Below are 17232 nucleotides of genomic sequence, written 5' to 3' on the forward strand. Positions count from 1 at the left end.
TCTCCTTGTGGGCAGGAGCCCACTGCGTCGGCGCGCCTTGCCAGCACACCGCCTGGCGAGCCTTTCGGGCGCGTCCAACTGCCAAATCTAGGTTGAATCATTATGTGGACGGCATTGAGCCGCGCCTGGGCGCGGCGGCGTGAAGCCCGGGCCTTGCGCCGCCACGCCATCCCCGAGGCGCTATGGCAGCTGACCCTGCTGCGCTACCCTTTTCTGGCCGAGCGCAATGCGGCGGATCTGGCCGAGTTGCGCCGGCTCTGCTCGCTCTTTCTGTCAGCCAAGGAGTTCCACGGCGTCGGCGGCTTCGAGGTCGGCGACGATGTGGCCGTCGCCGTGGCCGCCCAGGCCTGCCTGCCGGTGCTGCGCCTGGGCCTCAGCTGGTACGAAGGCTTTGTCGGCATCGTCATGCACGCCGATGAGGTCGTGGCCCAGCGCGAGTTCATGGACGAGGACGGGGTGGTCCACGCCTACGAGGAAGAGCTGGCCGGCGAGGCCATGGAAGGCGGGCCCTTGATGCTGACATGGTCGGCCATGGCGGACTGGGACTATCCCACGGCGCCCCAGGACCAGGCCATCTTCAACGTCGTCATCCACGAGTTCGCCCACGTCATCGATATGCGCGATGGCTGGGCCGATGGTGCGCCACCCTTGGCCAGCAGCGGCGCACGCGCGCAGTGGCTGGCCGTGCTGGAGGGCGAATGGCAGCGCTTCTGCGAGCGGGTGGACGCCGGCCTGGCGACGCTGATCGACCCCTATGGCGCCGAGAGCCCGGAAGAGTTTTTCGCCGTCGCCGTCGAGGCCTTTTTCGTGGCCCCCAAGGCCATGCGGACCGAAGAGCCCGCGATGTACCAGCTGCTGGCCGACTTCTTCCGACAAGATCCGGCCGCCTGAACCCGGCTGGAACCATTTGGCCGAAAAAAAGACCCCGAAGGGTCTTTCGCTTCAGCCCGCCGTGGCCGGCTCGGCCTTGGGCTTGTTGTCCCTGACCTTGAGCGGCTGGATGTCCAGCACGACCTGAGCCTCGGCATCCACATCGACGCTGAGGCGGCCGCCATCGACCAGGCGGCCGAACAGCAGCTCGTCGGCCAGGGCCCGGCGTATGGTGTCCTGGATCAGGCGCTGCATGGGGCGCGCGCCCATCAGCGGGTCGAAACCCTTGCGCGCCAGATGCTTGCGCAAGGCATCGCTGAAGGTGACCTCGACCTTTTTCTCCTGCAACTGGCTTTCCAGCTGCAGCAGGAACTTGTCGACCACGCGCAGGATGATTTCCTCGTCCAAAGCGCGGAAGGACACGATGGCATCCAGGCGGTTGCGGAACTCGGGCGTGAACAGGCGCTTGATATCCCCCATCTCATCGCCCTGCTGACGCACGGTGGTGAAGCCTATGGTGGACTTGTTCATCGTCTCGGCGCCCGCATTGGTCGTCATGATGATGATGATGTTGCGGAAGTCGGCCTTGCGCCCGTTGTTATCGGTCAGCGAGCCATGGTCCATGACCTGCAGCAGCACATTGAAGACGTCCGGGTGGGCCTTCTCGATTTCATCGAGCAGCAGCACCGCATGCGGCTTCTTGGTGATGGCCTCGGTCAGCAGGCCGCCCTGGTCAAAGCCCACATAGCCCGGCGGCGCGCCGATCAGGCGGCTGACGGCATGGCGCTCCATGTATTCCGACATATCGAAGCGGATCAGCTCGATGCCCAGGATGTAAGCCAGCTGCTTGGCCACCTCGGTCTTGCCCACGCCGGTGGGGCCGGAGAACAGGAAGGAGCCGATCGGCTTGTCCGGCTTGCCCAGGCCCGAGCGCGCCATCTTGATGGCGGCGGCCAGCGCGTCTATGGCCGGCTCCTGGCCGAACACAACGCTATTGAGGTCGCGGTCCAGGGTCTTGAGCTTGCCGCGATCGTCGCTGGACACGGAGGCCGGCGGGATGCGCGCAATCTTGGCCACGATGTCCTCGACCTCGTTGCGGGTGATGGTCTTCTTCTGCTTGTTCTTGGGCAGGATGCGCTGGGCAGCGCCGGCCTCGTCGATGACATCGATGGCCTTGTCGGGCAGATGGCGGTCATTGATGTACTTGGCCGACAGCTCGGCCGCGGCCTGCAGGGCGCCCAGCGCGTACTTGACGCTGTGGTGCTCTTCGAAACGCGACTTCAGGCCCTTCAGGATCTCCACCGTCTGCTCCACCGAGGGCTCGGCCACATCGACCTTCTGGAAGCGGCGGCTCAGCGCCGCGTCTTTCTCGAAGATGCCGCGGTACTCGTTGAAGGTGGTGGCGCCTATGCACTTCATCGCGCCGGAGGACAAGGCCGGCTTGAGCAGATTGCTGGCATCCAGCGTGCCGCCCGAGGCTGCGCCGGCACCGATCAAGGTATGGATCTCGTCGATGAACAGCACCGCATTGGGCTGCTCCTTCAGCTGTTTGAGCACGGCCTTCAGGCGCTGCTCGAAATCACCCCGGTACTTGGTGCCGGCGAGCAAGGAACCCATGTCCAGCGAGTACACCACGGCCTCGGTCAGCACATCGGGCACATCGCCCTCGGTGATGCGCCAAGCCAGGCCCTCGGCAATCGCCGTCTTGCCCACGCCGGCCTCACCGACCAGCAGGGGGTTGTTCTTGCGCCGGCGGCAGAGGATCTGCACCACCCGCTCGACCTCGTGCTCGCGGCCGATCAGGGGATCGATCTTGCCGTCCTTGGCCAGCTGGTTCAGGTTCTGGGTGAACTGCTCCAGCGGCGAGCCCTTGCCCTGCCCTTCGCCATCTTCACGCTCACCTTCCTGCGAGGACGCACCGCCCTCCTGGCCCTTGCCGGCGCCGGGCGCCTCGGGCGGCTCGATCTTCTTGATGCCGTGGGCGATGAAATTCACCACGTCCAGGCGCGTCACGCCCTGCTGGTGCAGGTAGTAAACGGCATGGGAGTCCTTCTCGCCAAAGATGGCGACCAGCACATTGGCGCCGGTGACGTCCTTTTTGCCACTGCCGGTGCTTTGCACATGCATGATGGCGCGCTGGATCACGCGCTGGAAGCCCAGCGTGGGCTGGGTGTCCACCTCGTCCGTGCCGCCCACGGTGGGCGTGTTTTCCTTGATGAATTGCGTCAGGCTTTTGCGCAAATCGTCCAGATTGGCCGAGCAGGCGCGCAGCACCTCGGCGGCCGAGGGGTTGTCCAACAGGGCCATCAGCAAGTGCTCGACGGTGATGAACTCGTGGCGCTGCTGGCGCGCTTCCACGAATGCCATGTGCAGGCTGACTTCAAGCTCTTGCGCAATCATGCGGCCTCCATAATGCACTGCAAAGGATGGCCGGCTCGCCTTGCGGCGGCCAGCACCAATTCCACCTTGGTGGCCGCGACGTCCTTGGTGAAGACACCGCAAACCCCGCGTCCATCATGATGGATTTTGAGCATGATCTGGGTTGCGGTATCCAGGTCATGACGGAAATATTCCTGCAAAACCATGACGACGAATTCCATCGGAGTGAAATCGTCATTCAACAACAGAACCTTGTAGAGCCGCGGCGGCTCGGTTTTCTGCGGGACACGTTCGACGGTCGTCGTTCCGTCGCCGTCTTCACGGCCCGGCTGATGCACCGGCGGCACTGGCGGTTGACTGGGGAAATCTGGCATGTCCTGATTCTATCGACAGCGGGAAGCCCCCGCGGCTACAAGTCCCATCTTGCGACTGAGCAGGGAAATGCAAGCGTCGAATTGAAGGCTTGGCGATCGTTTTTTCGCCAATCGCACGCATGTTTCAGGGTAGGCCCCATTCGGGCTGCCCCTAAATTGACACTGCAGGGCTCTCGCTCTAAAAATCCCCCCGCGATGCAAAGTACATCGGGATGGAGGAGTATTTATGGCACTAGGTACGGTGAAGTGGTTCAACGACGCCAAGGGTTTTGGCTTTATTGAACCGGAAGCGGGCGGCGACGATGTGTTCGCCCATTTTTCAGCGATCCAGATGGAGGGTTTTCGGACGCTTCAACAAGGAAGCCAAGTCAGCTTCGAGTTGATCCAAGGCCCCAAAGGGCAGTTGGCACACAACATCACGCAACTGAATATGCTCAAGGAAAAAACTCCAGAATTGAGCCAAGCTGCCTGAGTACCCGTCGGCGCTCCGCAGCATGAATCGCAAACACCAAGGCCCGCATCTGCGGGCCTTGGTTTTTTCGGAGCCGCGCTTGCTTACTCGCCAGGCGCACCCGAATCCGCACCGCGAATCGTTTCACGGCCATGAGCGTCACGCAGCTTGCCGCTGGCGGAATCCAGCGCCCGCAGCAACTTCTCGGCCGCACCGTGAACAGCGTCTGCCACCGTGGCAGCGTCATGGCTGACCAACACGGGCTGGCGCCCCGCCAGGCGAGCCTCCAGCTTGCAGCGCTTGTCGTGCTCACCCACACGGGTGGCGCTGGCATCGCTCAGATGCGCCTCGACCCGGGTGATCTGGTCGCGAAAGCGTGCCAGCTTGGCCTTCAATTCGCCATGGATCCAATCGGCAAAAGACTCGCGGCCCTGGATGTTCTCGTCGGTATTCAGCTGAAATTGCATGGCTTCCCTCTCCGTATGCGAGTTGCAAGATGAACCGGGCGGCGCAGGCTGCGCGCCCGGCTCAGGCCCAGTATAGGGTTGCAAAAAAGCCCCCGGGCCTGAAGCGCGCGGGGGCTTTGATCGACATCAAGCGAGACCGGAAGATCCCAGCAAGCCGGCTCACATGTTTTCGATCATGACTCCGCCGAAACCGGAGCAGGACACCTGGGTCGCGCCGTCCATCAGGCGGGCGAAGTCATAAGTGACCTTCTTGCTCAGGATGGCCTTGCCCATGGACTCGATGATCAAGTCGGCGGCCTCAATCCAGCCCATATGGCGCAACATCATTTCGGCCGAGAGGATCTCGGAACCCGGGTTCACATAGTCCTTGCCGGCGTACTTGGGCGCGGTGCCATGGGTCGCCTCGAACATGGCGATCGAGTCGCTCAGATTGGCGCCCGGGGCGATGCCGATGCCGCCGACCTGGGCCGCCAGGGCGTCGGACACATAGTCTCCATTCAGGTTCAGGGTGGCGATCACCGAGTACTCAACGGGGCGCAGCAGGATCTGCTGAAGGAAGGCGTCAGCAATGCTGTCCTTGACCACGATGTCCTTGCCGGTCTTCGGGTTCTTGAGCTTGCACCATGGGCCGCCGTCGATCAACTCGGCACCGAACTCCTTCTGCGCCAGGGCATAGGCCCAGTCGCGGAAGCCGCCCTCGGTATATTTCATGATATTGCCCTTGTGCACGATGGTCACACTGGGCTTGTCGTTATCGATGGCGTACTGGATGGCCTTGCGCACCAGACGTTCGGTGCCTTCGCGCGAGACCGGCTTGACGCCTAGCCCTGAGGTCTCGGGGAAACGGATCTTCTTGACGCCCATTTCCTCCTGCAGGAACTTGATCAGTTTCTTGGCCTTCTCGCTCTCGGCTTCGAACTCGATGCCGGCATAGATGTCTTCCGAGTTCTCTCGGAAGATGACCATATCGGTCTTGTGGGGCTCTTTCACCGGCGAAGGCACGCCGGGGAAATAACGCACAGGACGCAGGCACACATAGAGGTCGAGTTCCTGGCGCAGGGCCACGTTCAACGAACGGATGCCACCGCCCACGGGCGTGGTCAGCGGGCCCTTGATGGAGACCACATAGTCCTTCAAGGCCTCCAAGGTCTCGGCCGGCAGCCAAACATCGGGCCCATAAACCTGGGTGGCCTTCTCGCCGGCAAAAATTTCCATCCAATGGATTTGCCGCTTGCCGCCATAAGCCTTGGCCACGGCCGCGTCCACCACCTTGAGCATGACCGGCGTGATGTCGAAGCCGGTGCCGTCCCCTTCGATATAGGGAATGATGGGCTGATCCGGCACATTCAATGTGTGATCGGCGTTGATGGTGATTTTGGAGCCCTTCGCAGGGATCTGAATATGCTTGAACATGTAGGAAGTTCTCCGGAAAAGACGGGGTGATGTCGCTCGAACTGCGGAAAATTCTAGCGACTTTCAAACGGGCAAGCGGCCAGCAAAAAAGCCGGCGCTTGGCGCCGGCTTTCACAGTTCCAACAGGGGAAGAACTTCAAGCGAAATTCTTCTTGCCTGAGCAAAATTTCAAGCCAGCACGCTGGCCAAAGCGGCATTGAAACTGGCGCTGGGTCGCATCACTTCGGCCAGCTTGTTGGCATCCGGCATGTAATAACCACCGATATCGACGGGCTTGCCTTGGACCGCGGTCAACTCGGCAACGATGGCACCCTCTTTCTCGGCCAGAGTCTTCGCCAGAGGCGCGAACTTGGCGGCCAACTCGGCATCCTCGGTCTGCGCCGCCAAGGCCTGGGCCCAGTACAGGGCCAGGTAGAACTGGCTGCCACGGTTGTCCAACTGACCGGTCTTGGGGCTGGGGTTCTTGTTGTTGTCGAGCAGTTGGCCGGTGGCTGCGTCCAGCGTCTTGGCGAGCAGCTTGGCCTTGGGGTTGTTGTTCTTCAAGCCCAGATCTTCCAGGCTGACCGCCAGGGCCAGGAACTCACCCAGCGAATCCCAGCGCAGATGGTTTTCTTCCACCAGCTGCTGCACATGCTTGGGCGCCGAACCGCCGGCGCCGGTCTCGTACATGCCACCACCGGCCATCAAGGGCACGATGGACAGCATCTTGGCCGAGGTGCCCAGCTCCATGATGGGGAACAGGTCGGTCAGATAGTCGCGCAGGATATTGCCGGTGGCGCTGATGGTGTCCAGGCCGCGGATCACGCGCTCCAGCGTGTAACGCATGGCGCGCACCTGGCTCATGATCTGGATGTCCAGGCCAGCCGTGTTGTGCTCGTGCAGATACATCTTGACCTTGGTGATCAGCTGGGCCTCGTGCGGGCGATACTGATCCAGCCAGAACACCACCGGCATGCCGGAGTTGCGCGCACGGGTGACGGCCAGCTTGACCCAGTCACGGATGGCGGCATCCTTGCACTGGCACATGCGCCAGATATCACCCTGCTCCACCGCCTGGCTCATCAAGACCTCGCCGCTGTCCAGATCGGTGATATTGGCCACGCCATCTTCAGCGATCTCGAAGGTCTTGTCGTGCGAGCCGTACTCCTCGGCCTGCTGGGCCATCAGGCCGACATTGGGCACGGTGCCCATGGTCTTGGGGTCGAAAGCGCCATGCCATTTGCAGAAGTTGATCATCTCCTGATAGATGCGGGCGAAGGTCGACTCCGGCATCACGGCCTTGACGTCCTTCAGGCGGCCGTCGGCGCCCCACATCTTGCCGCCGTTGCGGATCATGGCCGGCATGGAGGCGTCGACGATGACATCGTTGGGCGAGTGGAAGTTGGTGATGCCCTTGGCCGAATCGACCATGGCCAGCTCGGGGCGGTGCTCATGGCAGGCGTGCAGATCGCGCTTGATCTCGTCCTGCTTGCTCTGCGGCAAGGTGGCGATCTTGTTGTACAGATCGACCATGCCGTTGTTGACATTGATGCCCAGTTCTTCAAACAGCTTGCCGTGCTTCTCGAAGGCTTCGCGATAGAAGATCTTCACGCAGTGGCCGAACACGATGGGGTGCGAGACCTTCATCATCGTCGCCTTGACGTGCAGCGAGAACATCACGCCGGTCTTGTGTGCGTCTTCGATCTCGCGCTCGTAGAAGTCCAGCAGCGCCTTCTTGCTCATGAACATGCTGTCGACCACCTCGCGGTCCAGCAGAGCAACCTTGGGCTTGAGCACGATGGTCTGGCCGCTCTTGGTGATCAGCTCCATCTTGACGTTACGGGCGCGGTCCATGGTCATGGACTTTTCACCGTGATAGAAATCGCCGCCATGCATATGCGAGACATGCGAGCGCGAAGCCTGGCTCCAATCGGCCATGCTGTGCGGGTTCTTGCGGGCGTATTCCTTGACGGCCTTGGGCGCGCGGCGGTCCGAGTTGCCCTCGCGCAGCACCGGGTTCACCGCACTACCCACGCATTTGTTGTAACGGGCGCGGATGTCCTTCTCTTCGTCCGTCTTGGGGCTCTCGGGATACTCAGGCAAGGCATAGCCCTTGTCCTGCAATTCCTTGATGGCCGCCTTCAGCTGGCTCACCGAGGCGCTGATATTGGGCAGCTTGATGATGTTGGCCTGCGGCTTCAGGGTCAGCTTGCCCAGCTCGGACAAGCGGTCGGGCACACGCTGCGCTTCACTCAGGAATTCCGGGAATTGGCCCAGCACGCGGCCGGCCACGGAGATATCGCTGGTCTCGACGCGAACGCCTGCCGGCGCCGTGAAGGCCTGCACGATGGGCAGGAAGGAAGCCGTCGCAAGCAGCGGAGCCTCGTCGGTCAGGGTGTAGATGATGGTCGGATGCGTTGCTGTCATAAGGTTTCCAGATCGGCCATCTTCAGGCCCATGGGGTGGAACGATTAGGGCGCCAATTCTAAGTCAGCAGCTCCGGCTGCGGGCTCAAGTCTTATATAAGTCTTAGAAAAAACGCTGGCGCGAATCAGGTCCATTGGCCGCATACCGCCGCCACCTGAGCCCACACGCCGTGGCCCAAGGCCCAGCCCGAGCCCAGGGCCAGGCCGAGCCCGCCGAGCCGCACCGACAGGCGCACGGCGCCGGCGCCGTCACTGCCGCGTCGACGCAGGCGGCTCAATAACCAAGGGCCCAAGGCAAGCCCCGCCCCAGAGCTCAAGGCAAAAGCCGCCATCACCAAGCCGCCCTGAACCGGGCCGGAAGCCAAGGCCGCGAGCAATAGGGCCGAGTGCAGGAGACCGCAGGGCCAGGCCACCCAGGCCATGCCGGCCAGCCCTGCGCCAGCCACCCGCTTGGTGCCGGCAAGGCTGAGCCCGCCGCGCCTCAAGCCGCCCACCGGCACTTCCACCTGGCGCGCAACATCCTGCCCCAAACGCTCAAGCCAAGCGGGCTGGCGCCCGCGCAACAGCAAGGCCATGCCCAGCAAGAAAGCCGCCACCTGCACCAGCACCCAAAGCGGCCGCAAAAGGGCGGTGGACTGGCCCAGCTGGTTCAAGAGCTGCATGCTCCCGGCCGCCACGGCACCGGCCAGGCCGTAGCCCAGCAGGCGGCCCAGCTGAAAGGCGTAGGGCGAGCGCCCACCAGCGGCGGTGCAGGACGCGCCGCACATGGCCAGGCAATGGGGGATGCCGGCCAAGCCCATCATCAGGGCCGAGCCGGCGAGCGCGACATCAAGCATCAGATGATTTTAGAGAATCGGGCACGGCTGCGGTCGGCCTGCAGATAGCGGTCAAACACCATGGCCACGGCGCGCACAAAAAACCAGCCCATGGCGGTGACCTGGATGGCATCGGCCTCCAGGGTCACCAGGCCTTGATCGGCCAGCTCCTGCAGGCGTTCGAACTCGGGCTTGAAATAGTCCCGCACATCGACCAGATGGGCCAGGGCGATGGACTCGAACTCCAGCCGCCCCTGGCACATGATGGCCATGATGACGGCGCGGCGCACGATGTCGTCGCGCGACAGCGCCAGGCCGCGCTCAATGGGCAGCTGGCCCTGGCGCAGGGCGTCGTAGTAAGCGTCCAGATCCTTGGCGTTCTGGCTGTAGCTGGCGCCCACGCGGCCTATGGCCGAGACGCCCAGCGCGATCAGATCGCAGTCCGGCTGGGTGCTATAGCCCTGGAAATTGCGGTGCAGCCGGCCCTGGCGCTTGGCCACGGCCAGGGAGTCGCTGGACAGGGCGAAATGGTCCATGCCGATATAGCTGTAGCCATGGCTCAAAAAGCCCGCGATGGCGCTGTGCAGCATGGCGATCTTGGCGCTGCCCGGCGGCAACTGAGCTTCGTCGATGCGGCGCTGCGGCTTGAAGCGCTGCGGCAGATGGGCGTAACCGTAGAGCGCGATGCGGTCGGGCTTGAGCGCGCCGACCTGTTCAATGGTGCGGGCAAAGGACTCCGGCGTTTGCAGGGGCAAGCCGTAGATCAGGTCCACATTGGTGGACTCGAAACCCAGCTCGCGCGCCGCCGCCATCAAGGCCTCGACGCTGGCAAAGCTCTGCTGGCGATGCACGGCTTTTTGCACCTGGGGATCGAAGTCCTGCACGCCAAAGCTGAGGCGATTGAAACCCAGGCTGCGCAGATGCTTGAGGCGATCGACGCTGACGGTACGCGGGTCCACCTCGATGGCGATCTCGGCGCCCGCGTTGACGCGAAAGCGCTCGCGCAAGGCCTGCATCAGCTGGCTCAACTCGGCATCACTCAAAAAAGTCGGCGAGCCGCCACCCAGATGCAGCTGCGACACACCGGCCCCGCGCCCCAGATGAGCCAGGGTCAGGTCCATCTCCGTCACCAAGGCCTGCAGATACTCGGCGGCCTTGTCGTGGTGCTTGGTGATGACCTTGTTGCAGGCGCAGTAATAGCAAACCGATTCGCAAAAAGGCACGTGCACATAAATCGACAAAGGCGCACCGCCGCCCACCTGCGAGCCGCCGGCTCTGTGCGCCAGCGCCTGGGCATAGTGCTCGGCCGTGAAGGCCTCCACAAAGCGGTCGGCCGTGGGATAGGAGGTGTAGCGCGGCCCCGACACATCGAAGCGTCGCAGCAATTCTTCGCTGATGGTCGTCATGGCAGAGTCTGTGGCTGAAGGCGAACGAGCCTGAGTGATTTGAACCATGGCTTGCATGGTGCCAATCTTGCGGTCACTCGGCTTGACCAGGATCAAGCTTCTCGTGTTTCATTCCCCTAACAATCGCTAGCAAACAGCGTTAGGCTTGAGGAATGTCATGCCGGGCGGCGCGGCTGCACAAAGCACCGTGGCTGTCAATGCTTTTCGCTTCCGTCTCCCGACTCAGGGTCATCCATAATTCACATCATGAACGTCACCGTACCCATCAAGATCGAGCCGCTCAAGGTTGCCTGCTCCAGTTGCAATTTGCGCGAGCTGTGCCTGCCGGTGGGCCTGAATTCCAATGACCTGGATCAACTCGACGAGTTGGTGGCCACCCGCCGCCACGTGGTGCGAGGGGATACCTTGTTCCGTAGCGGCGATGTGTTCCAGTCCATCTATGCGGTGCGCACCGGCTTTTTCAAGACCTGCGTATCCTCGGAAGACGGTCGCGACCAGGTCACCGGCTTCCAGATGGCCGGTGAGCTGCTGGGCCTGGACGGCATCAGCACCGACAGGCACAGCTGCGATGCCGTCGCACTGGAAGACTCGCAGGTTTGCGTGATCCCCTTCGAGCAGTTGGAGGAACTCTCACGCGAGTTCACCGACCTGCAGCGCCAGTTCCACAAAATCATGAGCCGCGAGATCGTGCGCGACCATGGCGTGATGCTCTTGCTGGGCAGCATGCGGGCCGAAGAGCGCCTGGCCGCCTTCTTGCTGAACCTGACCCAGCGCCTGCAGGCCCGCGGCTTCTCGGCCGCCGCCCTGGTCTTGCGCATGACGCGCGAGGAGATTGGCAGTTATCTGGGCCTGAAGCTGGAGACCGTGAGCCGCACCTTCTCCAAATTCCAGGAAGAAGGCCTGCTGGAAGTCAAGCAGCGCCATCTGCGCATCCTCGACCAGGCCGGTCTGCAAAAGCTGGTCAACAACACCAACTGCTAAGAGGGTGAGAACTTTTTACTGCGCGGCCGCCATGCGTCGTTGGGCGGTGCTCGGAATCCTCACGTACAGGGAGTACGTTCCGGTTCCTGTGCTCCGTCCGCCTAGCCTGACGACCGCTCGCGACAAAAGTTCTCACCCTCTGAGCCCACAAGACCGCGGATCACACTCGGTCGACACGAAAAAAAACCAAGCCCGAGTGCTTGGTTTTTTTACGCCCCGATCCGCTGCACGCTACTGCGGCCAGCGCCCGCGGCGCAAGCCCTCCACCGGCTCCGGTGCCGTGGCCAGAGCCAGGCTGACGCTGGACGACAAGCACAGCAGCAGCCAAAAGATCAAAAAGCTCAGGGTGTAGATGGCCTGGCGCGACAAGGCCATGCGCTCCGCACCAAACCAGCTCAGATCGCTGGGATCGATCACCGCGAACACCAGCGCCTCCATCACGCCCGCCATCACAAACGAGGGCCAGATCACCGCCATCGCCCAACGCGCGAGGCGAGAGCTCGCTCCGGCCTCGGACGCAGCAATACCGATGTCCTCGGGCTCGCCGGATGGCTGGGCCTTCATGGTTCAGTGACTGCCGGTTGCGGCGTGATTGCGGGCCTTCTGGGCCGGAGCCAGGGCGGTGGGCAGCTTGGCATTGGCGGCCACCCCGCTGGCCTCGGGCACGCGCTCTTCCAGCACAGGATCGGGGAAATGCAGGGCCAGGGCCAGAGTGACGAAGCTGGCCACCACCACCAGGCTGGGGCCGCCGACCACCAGCCACATGAATTTCTCGCGCCACCAGGGTCCGCTGGACTTGGACGTTTCTTGCTGACTCATCTTCAACTCTCCTGACATTCGTCGCGCCGTTGGCGCTTATCTAAAAATCATTCTGCACATTTGCAAGCCGGACTTCATCGGGCCAGACCCTGGGCCGCGCAAGCACTCTCGACTCAGCGCGGCACGACAAAGGTCGATTTCTCGCCCACCTCAATCGCTTTCGCCTGCGCCCCTTGCTTATCCAAGGCATGGCCGCTGAGGTGGAAGGCGATGGGGTGGGCACCCGCGCCGGCACGCGCCGCGGTCTCCGGCGGCACGCGTACCGCCACCGTCACCCAGCGCGCCTCGGCGGCGGCCACATCGACCTCGATGGGCTTGGCCAATTGAATGCCATCCATGCCGGCCACACTCAGGTCGAAACGCTGGGCGCCCTCGGTGGCGTTCATGATCTGCAGGCGGTAGAGGTTCTCGATGAAGCCCTCCTCCACCAGGCGCGACAAGACACCGCGATCGCGCACCACATCGAGCTTGACCGGGCTGCGCAGGAACAAAAGACTGGCCAGCAAGGCCGTGCTCAGCACGACCAGCACCGTGCTATAGGCCAGCACCCGGGGGCGGAAGATGCGGCGCAGCTTTTGCGCCGGGCTCAGATGCTGGGACAAGCCGTTCTGGGTGTCGTAACGGATCAGGCCACGCGGGTAGCTCATCTTGTCCATCACCGTGTCGCACACATCGACGCAGGCGGCGCAGCCTATGCACTCGTACTGCAAACCCTTGCGGATATCGATGCCGGTCGGGCAGACCTGCACGCACAAGGTGCAGTCGATGCAGGAGCCCAGGCCGGCGGCCTTGGCATCCACCTTCTTGCCACGCGAGCCACGCGGTTCGCCGCGCTCCTCGTCGTAGCTGATGATCAGGGTGTCCTTGTCGAACATGGCGCTCTGGAAACGCGCATACGGACACATGTATTTGCAGACCTGCTCGCGCATATAGCCCGCATTGCCATAGGTGGCAAAGCCATAGAACAGCACCCAGAACCATTCCCAGGGGCCAAAACCCAGGGTGAAGGCCGAGGCCCATAACTCCTTGATCGGTGTGAAGTAGCCGACGAAGCTGAAACCGGTCCACAGGCCCAGCGCGATCCAGCTGATCTGCTTGCCGGACTTGCGCCACAGCTTGTTGAAGCTCCAGGGCGCGGCATCCAGTTTGATGCGCGCCTGGCGGTCGCCCTCGAACTGCTTCTCTATCCACATGAAGATCTCGGTATAGACCGTCTGCGGGCAGGCAAAGCCGCACCACAAGCGCCCTGCCACCGCGGTGAACAGGAACAGGGCATAGGCCGAAATCAGCAGCAGCCCGGTCAGATAGATGAAGTCTTGCGGATAGAGAACCAGGCCGAAGATATAGAAGCGGCGGCTGGCCAGATCGAAGAGGACGGCCTGCCTGTCATTCCATTGCAGCCAGGGCAGGCCGTAGAAAAGAATCTGCGTGAAATAGACCAAACCCCAGCGCCAACGCGCGAACAAGCCGCTGACGGCACGGGGGTAGATCTTCTTCTGAGCCTGATAGAGGGAGACGATTTCGATCACGGCCTCCCGGCCGCCATCCGATTTGCCTTGGCCAGCGGCCGCCGCTGCCTCACCTGAATCAACGCTCATTTTTGCCTTTTGCATTTCACTTCATGACGGCGCAGCCCGCGGGCCGCGCCGTCACACGCCGGTTTCGCTTACTTGGCAGCGACGGCGGCGGCACCGTGGGACAGATTCCAGACATAGGCACCGACCACCTGGATCTGTTCGGGGCTCAAGCGGGTGCTTTGTGCAGGCATCAGATTGTTCTTGCCGTTATTGATGATGGCAACCACCGCATCCTCGCCCCAGCCATGCAGCCATATCTTGTCGGCCAGATTGGGCGCGCCCAGGGCCTGGTTGCCCTTGCCGTCGGCACCGTGGCAGGCCGCGCAGGCGGCGAACTTGGGCTTGCCCAGCTGAGCGGCGATGGCGTTATGTGCACTGCCCGACAGGCTCAGCACATAGTTGGCCACATTGCGCACATCGTCGGGCGTCCCCACGGCCGCGGCCATGGGAGGCATCACGCCATTGCGGCCATTGCTGATGGTTTGCACAATGGTCTCGTGCGAGCCGCCGTAAAGCCAGTCGTTGTCGCTCAGATTGGGGAAGCCCTTGCTGCCCTTGCCGTCGGAGCCGTGGCAGACCGCGCAGTTATTGGCGAACAGACGCTCGCCGATGGCCATGGCCTCGGGCTCCTGGGCCAGTTGCTCGGCCGTCTTGCCATTGAACTTGGCGTAGATGGCGCCCATGGCCTTGTGGGCCTCGGCCTGCTCCTTCTGGTACTCGCCCACGCTGCTCCAGCCCAGGCCGCCCGCATACTTGCCCAGGCCGGGATACATGGCCAGATAGATGCCGGCGAAGATCACCGTCAGCACAAACAGGATGGCCCACCAGCGCGGCAGCGGATTGTTCAGCTCACGCAGGTCCTCGTCCCAGACATGGCCGGTGCTATTGTCATTCGCCATCACCTTGTGACGGGCGGCAATGCCCAGCAGGATCAGGCAGAACACCAGGCCACCCACCGTGGCAATGGCCACGAACAGGGACCACCCATTCGAGAAAAAGTCACTCATTGAGGCCTCCCGCTCACTTCGTCTTCGAGCGGCAACTGGGCCTGCTCGTCAAAGCTCGCTTTGTTGCGGCTGGAATAGGCCCAGCCGACGATCAAGAGAAAAACCAGCATCGATACGAGCGTCACAACGCTGCGCAAGATATTGATGTCCATGGGGCTTGCCCTTTCGATTACTTCACCGCGGTGCCAAGCACCTGCAGATAAGCCACCACGGCGTCCAGCTCCGAACGGCCCTTGACCTCTTCGGCCGCGGCTGCGATTTCGGCGTCCTGATAAGGCACACCGATGGTGCGCAGGGCACGCATCTTGGGCGCCAACTCGGCCGGATCCAGCTGAGCCGTGGCCAGCCAGGGGTAGGCCGGCATATTCGACTCGGGCACCAGATCGCGCGGCTGGGTCAAGTGAATACGATGCCATTCATCGCTGTACTTGCCGCCCACGCGGTGCAGGTCGGGACCGGTACGCTTGCTACCCCATTGGAAGGGATGGTCGTAGACAAACTCACCGGCGGTGGAGTAGTGGCCGTAGCGCAGGGTCTCCGAGCGGAAGGGGCGCACCATCTGCGAGTGGCAGTTGTAGCAGCCCTCGCGGATATAGACGTCACGGCCGGCCAGTTGCAGCGGGGTGTAGGGCTTGAGCCCGGCCACCGCCTCGGTGGTGGAGCGCTGGAAGAACAGCGGCACGATCTCGACGGCACCGCCGACGATGACCGTGAGCAGCACCAGCACAATCATCAAGAAGTTGCTGGTCTCGATCTTCTCGTGACCGCTGGTCTTGTGTTCTGTCGTTGCCATTTTGTTTTTTCTCCTTGATCAGGCGTGAGCCAGGACAGCGGGGATGCGCACCGGCTCGGCACGCCCCACCTGCACCGTCTTCACCACGTTCCAGGCCATGATCACCATGCCGCCCAGGTAGAGCAGACCACCCAGCAGACGGACCACGTAGAAGGGGAAGGTCGCCTTGACGCTCTCGACAAAGGTGTAGACCAGGCTGCCGTCGGGATTGACCGCACGCCACATCAGGCCTTGCATCACACCGGCAATCCACATCGCAGCGATGTAGAGCACGATGCCCAGGGTCGCCACCCAGAAGTGCAGTTCGATGGCGCGCTTGGAGTACATCTCGGTGCGGCCGAACATGCGTGGGATCAGGTGGTACAGCGAGCCCATGGAGATCAGACCCACCCAGCCCAGGGCGCCGGAGTGCACGTGACCAACGGTCCAGTCGGTGTAGTGGCTCAGCGCATTGACCGTCTTGATGGACATCATCGGACCTTCAAAGGTCGACATGCCATAGAAGGACAGGGAGACGATCAGGAACTTCAGGATCGGGTCGTCGCGCAGCTTGTGCCAGGCACCCGACAGGGTCATGATGCCGTTGATCATGCCGCCCCAGCTGGGCGCCAGCAGCACCAGCGAGAACACCATGCCCACCGATTGCGCCCAGTCGGGCAGCGCGGTGTAGTGCAGATGGTGCGGGCCCGCCCACATATAAGTGAAGATCAGCGCCCAGAAGTGGACGATGGACAGGCGGTAGCTGTAGACCGGACGGCCGGCCTGCTTGGGGATGTAGTAATACATCATGCCCAGGAAGCCCGCGGTCAGGAAGAAGCCCACGGCATTGTGGCCGTACCACCATTGCACCATGGCGTCCTGCACGCCGGCATAGGCCGAGTAGCTCTTGAACAGCGAGACGGGGATGGCCGCGCTATTGACCAGGTGCAGCAAGGCCACGGCGATGATGAAGGCGCCGAAGAACCAGTTGGCCACATAGATGTGCTTGACCTTGCGGGTGCCGACGGTGCCGAAGAACACCACGGCATAGGAGACCCAGACCAGGGTGATCAGGACGTCGATGGGCCATTCCAGCTCGGCGTACTCCTTGCCGCTGGTCATGCCCAGCGGCAGGGTCACGACGGCGGACAAGATGACCAGCTGCCAGCCCCAGAAGGTGAACCAGGCCAGGCCGGGCGCGAACAAACGCGTCTGGCCGGTACGCTGCACCACGTGATAGGCCGTGGCGAAAAGCGCGCAGCCGCCAAAAGCAAAGATCACCGCATTGGTATGCAGTGGTCGCAAGCGGCCGTAGCTGAGCCATGAAATGCCCAGATTCAGTTCAGGCCAGGTCAGTTGGGCGGCGATGATCACCCCCACCAACATCCCCACGACCCCCCACAGGACGGAAGCCAGTGCGAAGGCTCGCACCACCCCGTCCTCGTATACGCCCCCGGTTGGCACCGGCGCAGCAGACTTTGCCATTTTTTGGCTCC

General features: G+C 62.6%; 17 protein-coding genes. 3 read left to right on the top strand and 14 right to left on the bottom strand.

The window, feature by feature from the left end; genetic code table 11:
- Window positions 1-102: 102 nt before the first annotated feature.
- On the top strand, window positions 103-891 hold the full coding sequence (locus HNP55_RS01895) for a zinc-dependent peptidase (protein ID WP_184295621.1): 789 nt from the start codon (window positions 103-105) through the stop codon (window positions 889-891).
- A gap of 51 nt (window positions 892-942) precedes the next feature.
- Here HNP55_RS01895 and clpA read toward each other — a convergent pair whose 3' ends face one another.
- Together clpA and clpS are read right to left on the bottom strand one after the other, a co-directional pair.
- The gene (gene clpA / locus HNP55_RS01900; RefSeq protein ID WP_184295623.1) at window positions 943-3270 is read right to left on the bottom strand and encodes an ATP-dependent Clp protease ATP-binding subunit ClpA; all 2328 of its coding nucleotides are present in this window, start codon (window positions 3268-3270) and stop codon (window positions 943-945) included.
- Window positions 3267-3623 (bottom strand): ATP-dependent Clp protease adapter ClpS, encoded by a 357-nt coding sequence (gene clpS / locus HNP55_RS01905; RefSeq protein WP_184295626.1) that lies wholly within the window; start codon window positions 3621-3623, stop codon window positions 3267-3269. The genes clpA and clpS overlap by 4 nt, the downstream gene beginning before the upstream one ends.
- Before the next feature lie 226 nt (window positions 3624-3849).
- Between clpS and HNP55_RS01910 the strand changes: the two genes are divergently transcribed.
- Entirely contained in the window at window positions 3850-4095 is a 246-nt protein-coding gene (locus HNP55_RS01910) for a cold-shock protein (protein WP_184295628.1), read from the top strand.
- An 83-nt stretch (window positions 4096-4178) separates the two neighbouring features.
- Here the strand turns inward: HNP55_RS01910 and HNP55_RS01915 are convergent, their stop codons facing one another.
- From HNP55_RS01915 to hemN, 5 genes are all read right to left on the bottom strand, one after another.
- Entirely contained in the window at window positions 4179-4541 is a 363-nt protein-coding gene (locus HNP55_RS01915) for an HPF/RaiA family ribosome-associated protein (protein WP_184295630.1), read from the bottom strand.
- Between the two features lie 159 nt (window positions 4542-4700).
- Window positions 4701-5954 (bottom strand): NADP-dependent isocitrate dehydrogenase, encoded by a 1254-nt coding sequence (gene icd, locus HNP55_RS01920; protein ID WP_184295632.1) that lies wholly within the window; start codon window positions 5952-5954, stop codon window positions 4701-4703.
- A 168-nt stretch (window positions 5955-6122) separates the two neighbouring features.
- Window positions 6123-8360: an NADP-dependent isocitrate dehydrogenase gene (locus tag HNP55_RS01925; protein WP_184295635.1), complete on the bottom strand. Its 2238-nt coding sequence runs from the start codon at window positions 8358-8360 to the stop codon at window positions 6123-6125.
- A gap of 124 nt (window positions 8361-8484) precedes the next feature.
- Complete coding sequence (locus HNP55_RS01930; RefSeq protein WP_184295637.1) at window positions 8485-9195, bottom strand: sulfite exporter TauE/SafE family protein; 711 nt, start codon at window positions 9193-9195, stop codon at window positions 8485-8487.
- A complete protein-coding gene (gene hemN, locus HNP55_RS01935; RefSeq protein ID WP_184295639.1) occupies window positions 9195-10580 on the bottom strand; it encodes an oxygen-independent coproporphyrinogen III oxidase in 1386 nt (461 codons plus the stop codon). The genes HNP55_RS01930 and hemN overlap by 1 nt, the downstream gene beginning before the upstream one ends.
- A gap of 246 nt (window positions 10581-10826) precedes the next feature.
- Between hemN and fnr the strand changes: the two genes are divergently transcribed.
- Entirely contained in the window at window positions 10827-11561 is a 735-nt protein-coding gene (gene fnr / locus HNP55_RS01940; RefSeq protein ID WP_124446405.1) for a fumarate/nitrate reduction transcriptional regulator Fnr, read from the top strand.
- Window positions 11562-11792: 231 nt separating this feature from the next.
- Here fnr and HNP55_RS01945 read toward each other — a convergent pair whose 3' ends face one another.
- The 7 genes from HNP55_RS01945 to ccoN form a co-directional block, all read right to left on the bottom strand.
- Window positions 11793-12125 carry a hypothetical protein gene (locus HNP55_RS01945; RefSeq protein ID WP_246448103.1) on the bottom strand — a complete coding sequence of 111 codons (333 nt, stop codon included), beginning with the start codon at window positions 12123-12125 and terminating at the stop codon, window positions 11793-11795.
- A gap of 3 nt (window positions 12126-12128) precedes the next feature.
- Window positions 12129-12380 (bottom strand): hypothetical protein, encoded by a 252-nt coding sequence (locus HNP55_RS01950; protein WP_184295642.1) that lies wholly within the window; start codon window positions 12378-12380, stop codon window positions 12129-12131.
- Between the two features lie 113 nt (window positions 12381-12493).
- The gene (gene ccoG / locus HNP55_RS01955) at window positions 12494-13978 is read right to left on the bottom strand and encodes a cytochrome c oxidase accessory protein CcoG (protein ID WP_184295644.1); all 1485 of its coding nucleotides are present in this window, start codon (window positions 13976-13978) and stop codon (window positions 12494-12496) included.
- 68 nt (window positions 13979-14046) lie between these two features.
- Window positions 14047-14964 (bottom strand): cytochrome-c oxidase, cbb3-type subunit III, encoded by a 918-nt coding sequence (ccoP, locus tag HNP55_RS01960; protein ID WP_184295646.1) that lies wholly within the window; start codon window positions 14962-14964, stop codon window positions 14047-14049.
- Window positions 14961-15116: a cbb3-type cytochrome oxidase subunit 3 gene (locus HNP55_RS01965; protein ID WP_124446397.1), complete on the bottom strand. Its 156-nt coding sequence runs from the start codon at window positions 15114-15116 to the stop codon at window positions 14961-14963. Before HNP55_RS01965 ends, ccoP begins: the two co-directional genes overlap by 4 nt.
- 17 nt (window positions 15117-15133) lie before the next feature.
- Complete coding sequence (gene ccoO, locus HNP55_RS01970; protein WP_184295648.1) at window positions 15134-15757, bottom strand: cytochrome-c oxidase, cbb3-type subunit II; 624 nt, start codon at window positions 15755-15757, stop codon at window positions 15134-15136.
- An 18-nt stretch (window positions 15758-15775) separates the two neighbouring features.
- Window positions 15776-17221 carry a cytochrome-c oxidase, cbb3-type subunit I gene (gene ccoN, locus HNP55_RS01975; protein ID WP_184295650.1) on the bottom strand — a complete coding sequence of 482 codons (1446 nt, stop codon included), beginning with the start codon at window positions 17219-17221 and terminating at the stop codon, window positions 15776-15778.
- Window positions 17222-17232: the final 11 nt, after the last annotated feature.

This window comes from Roseateles oligotrophus (assembly GCF_014204525.1).
Classification (GTDB): Bacteria; Pseudomonadota; Gammaproteobacteria; order Burkholderiales; family Burkholderiaceae_C; genus Paucibacter_A; species Paucibacter_A oligotrophus_A.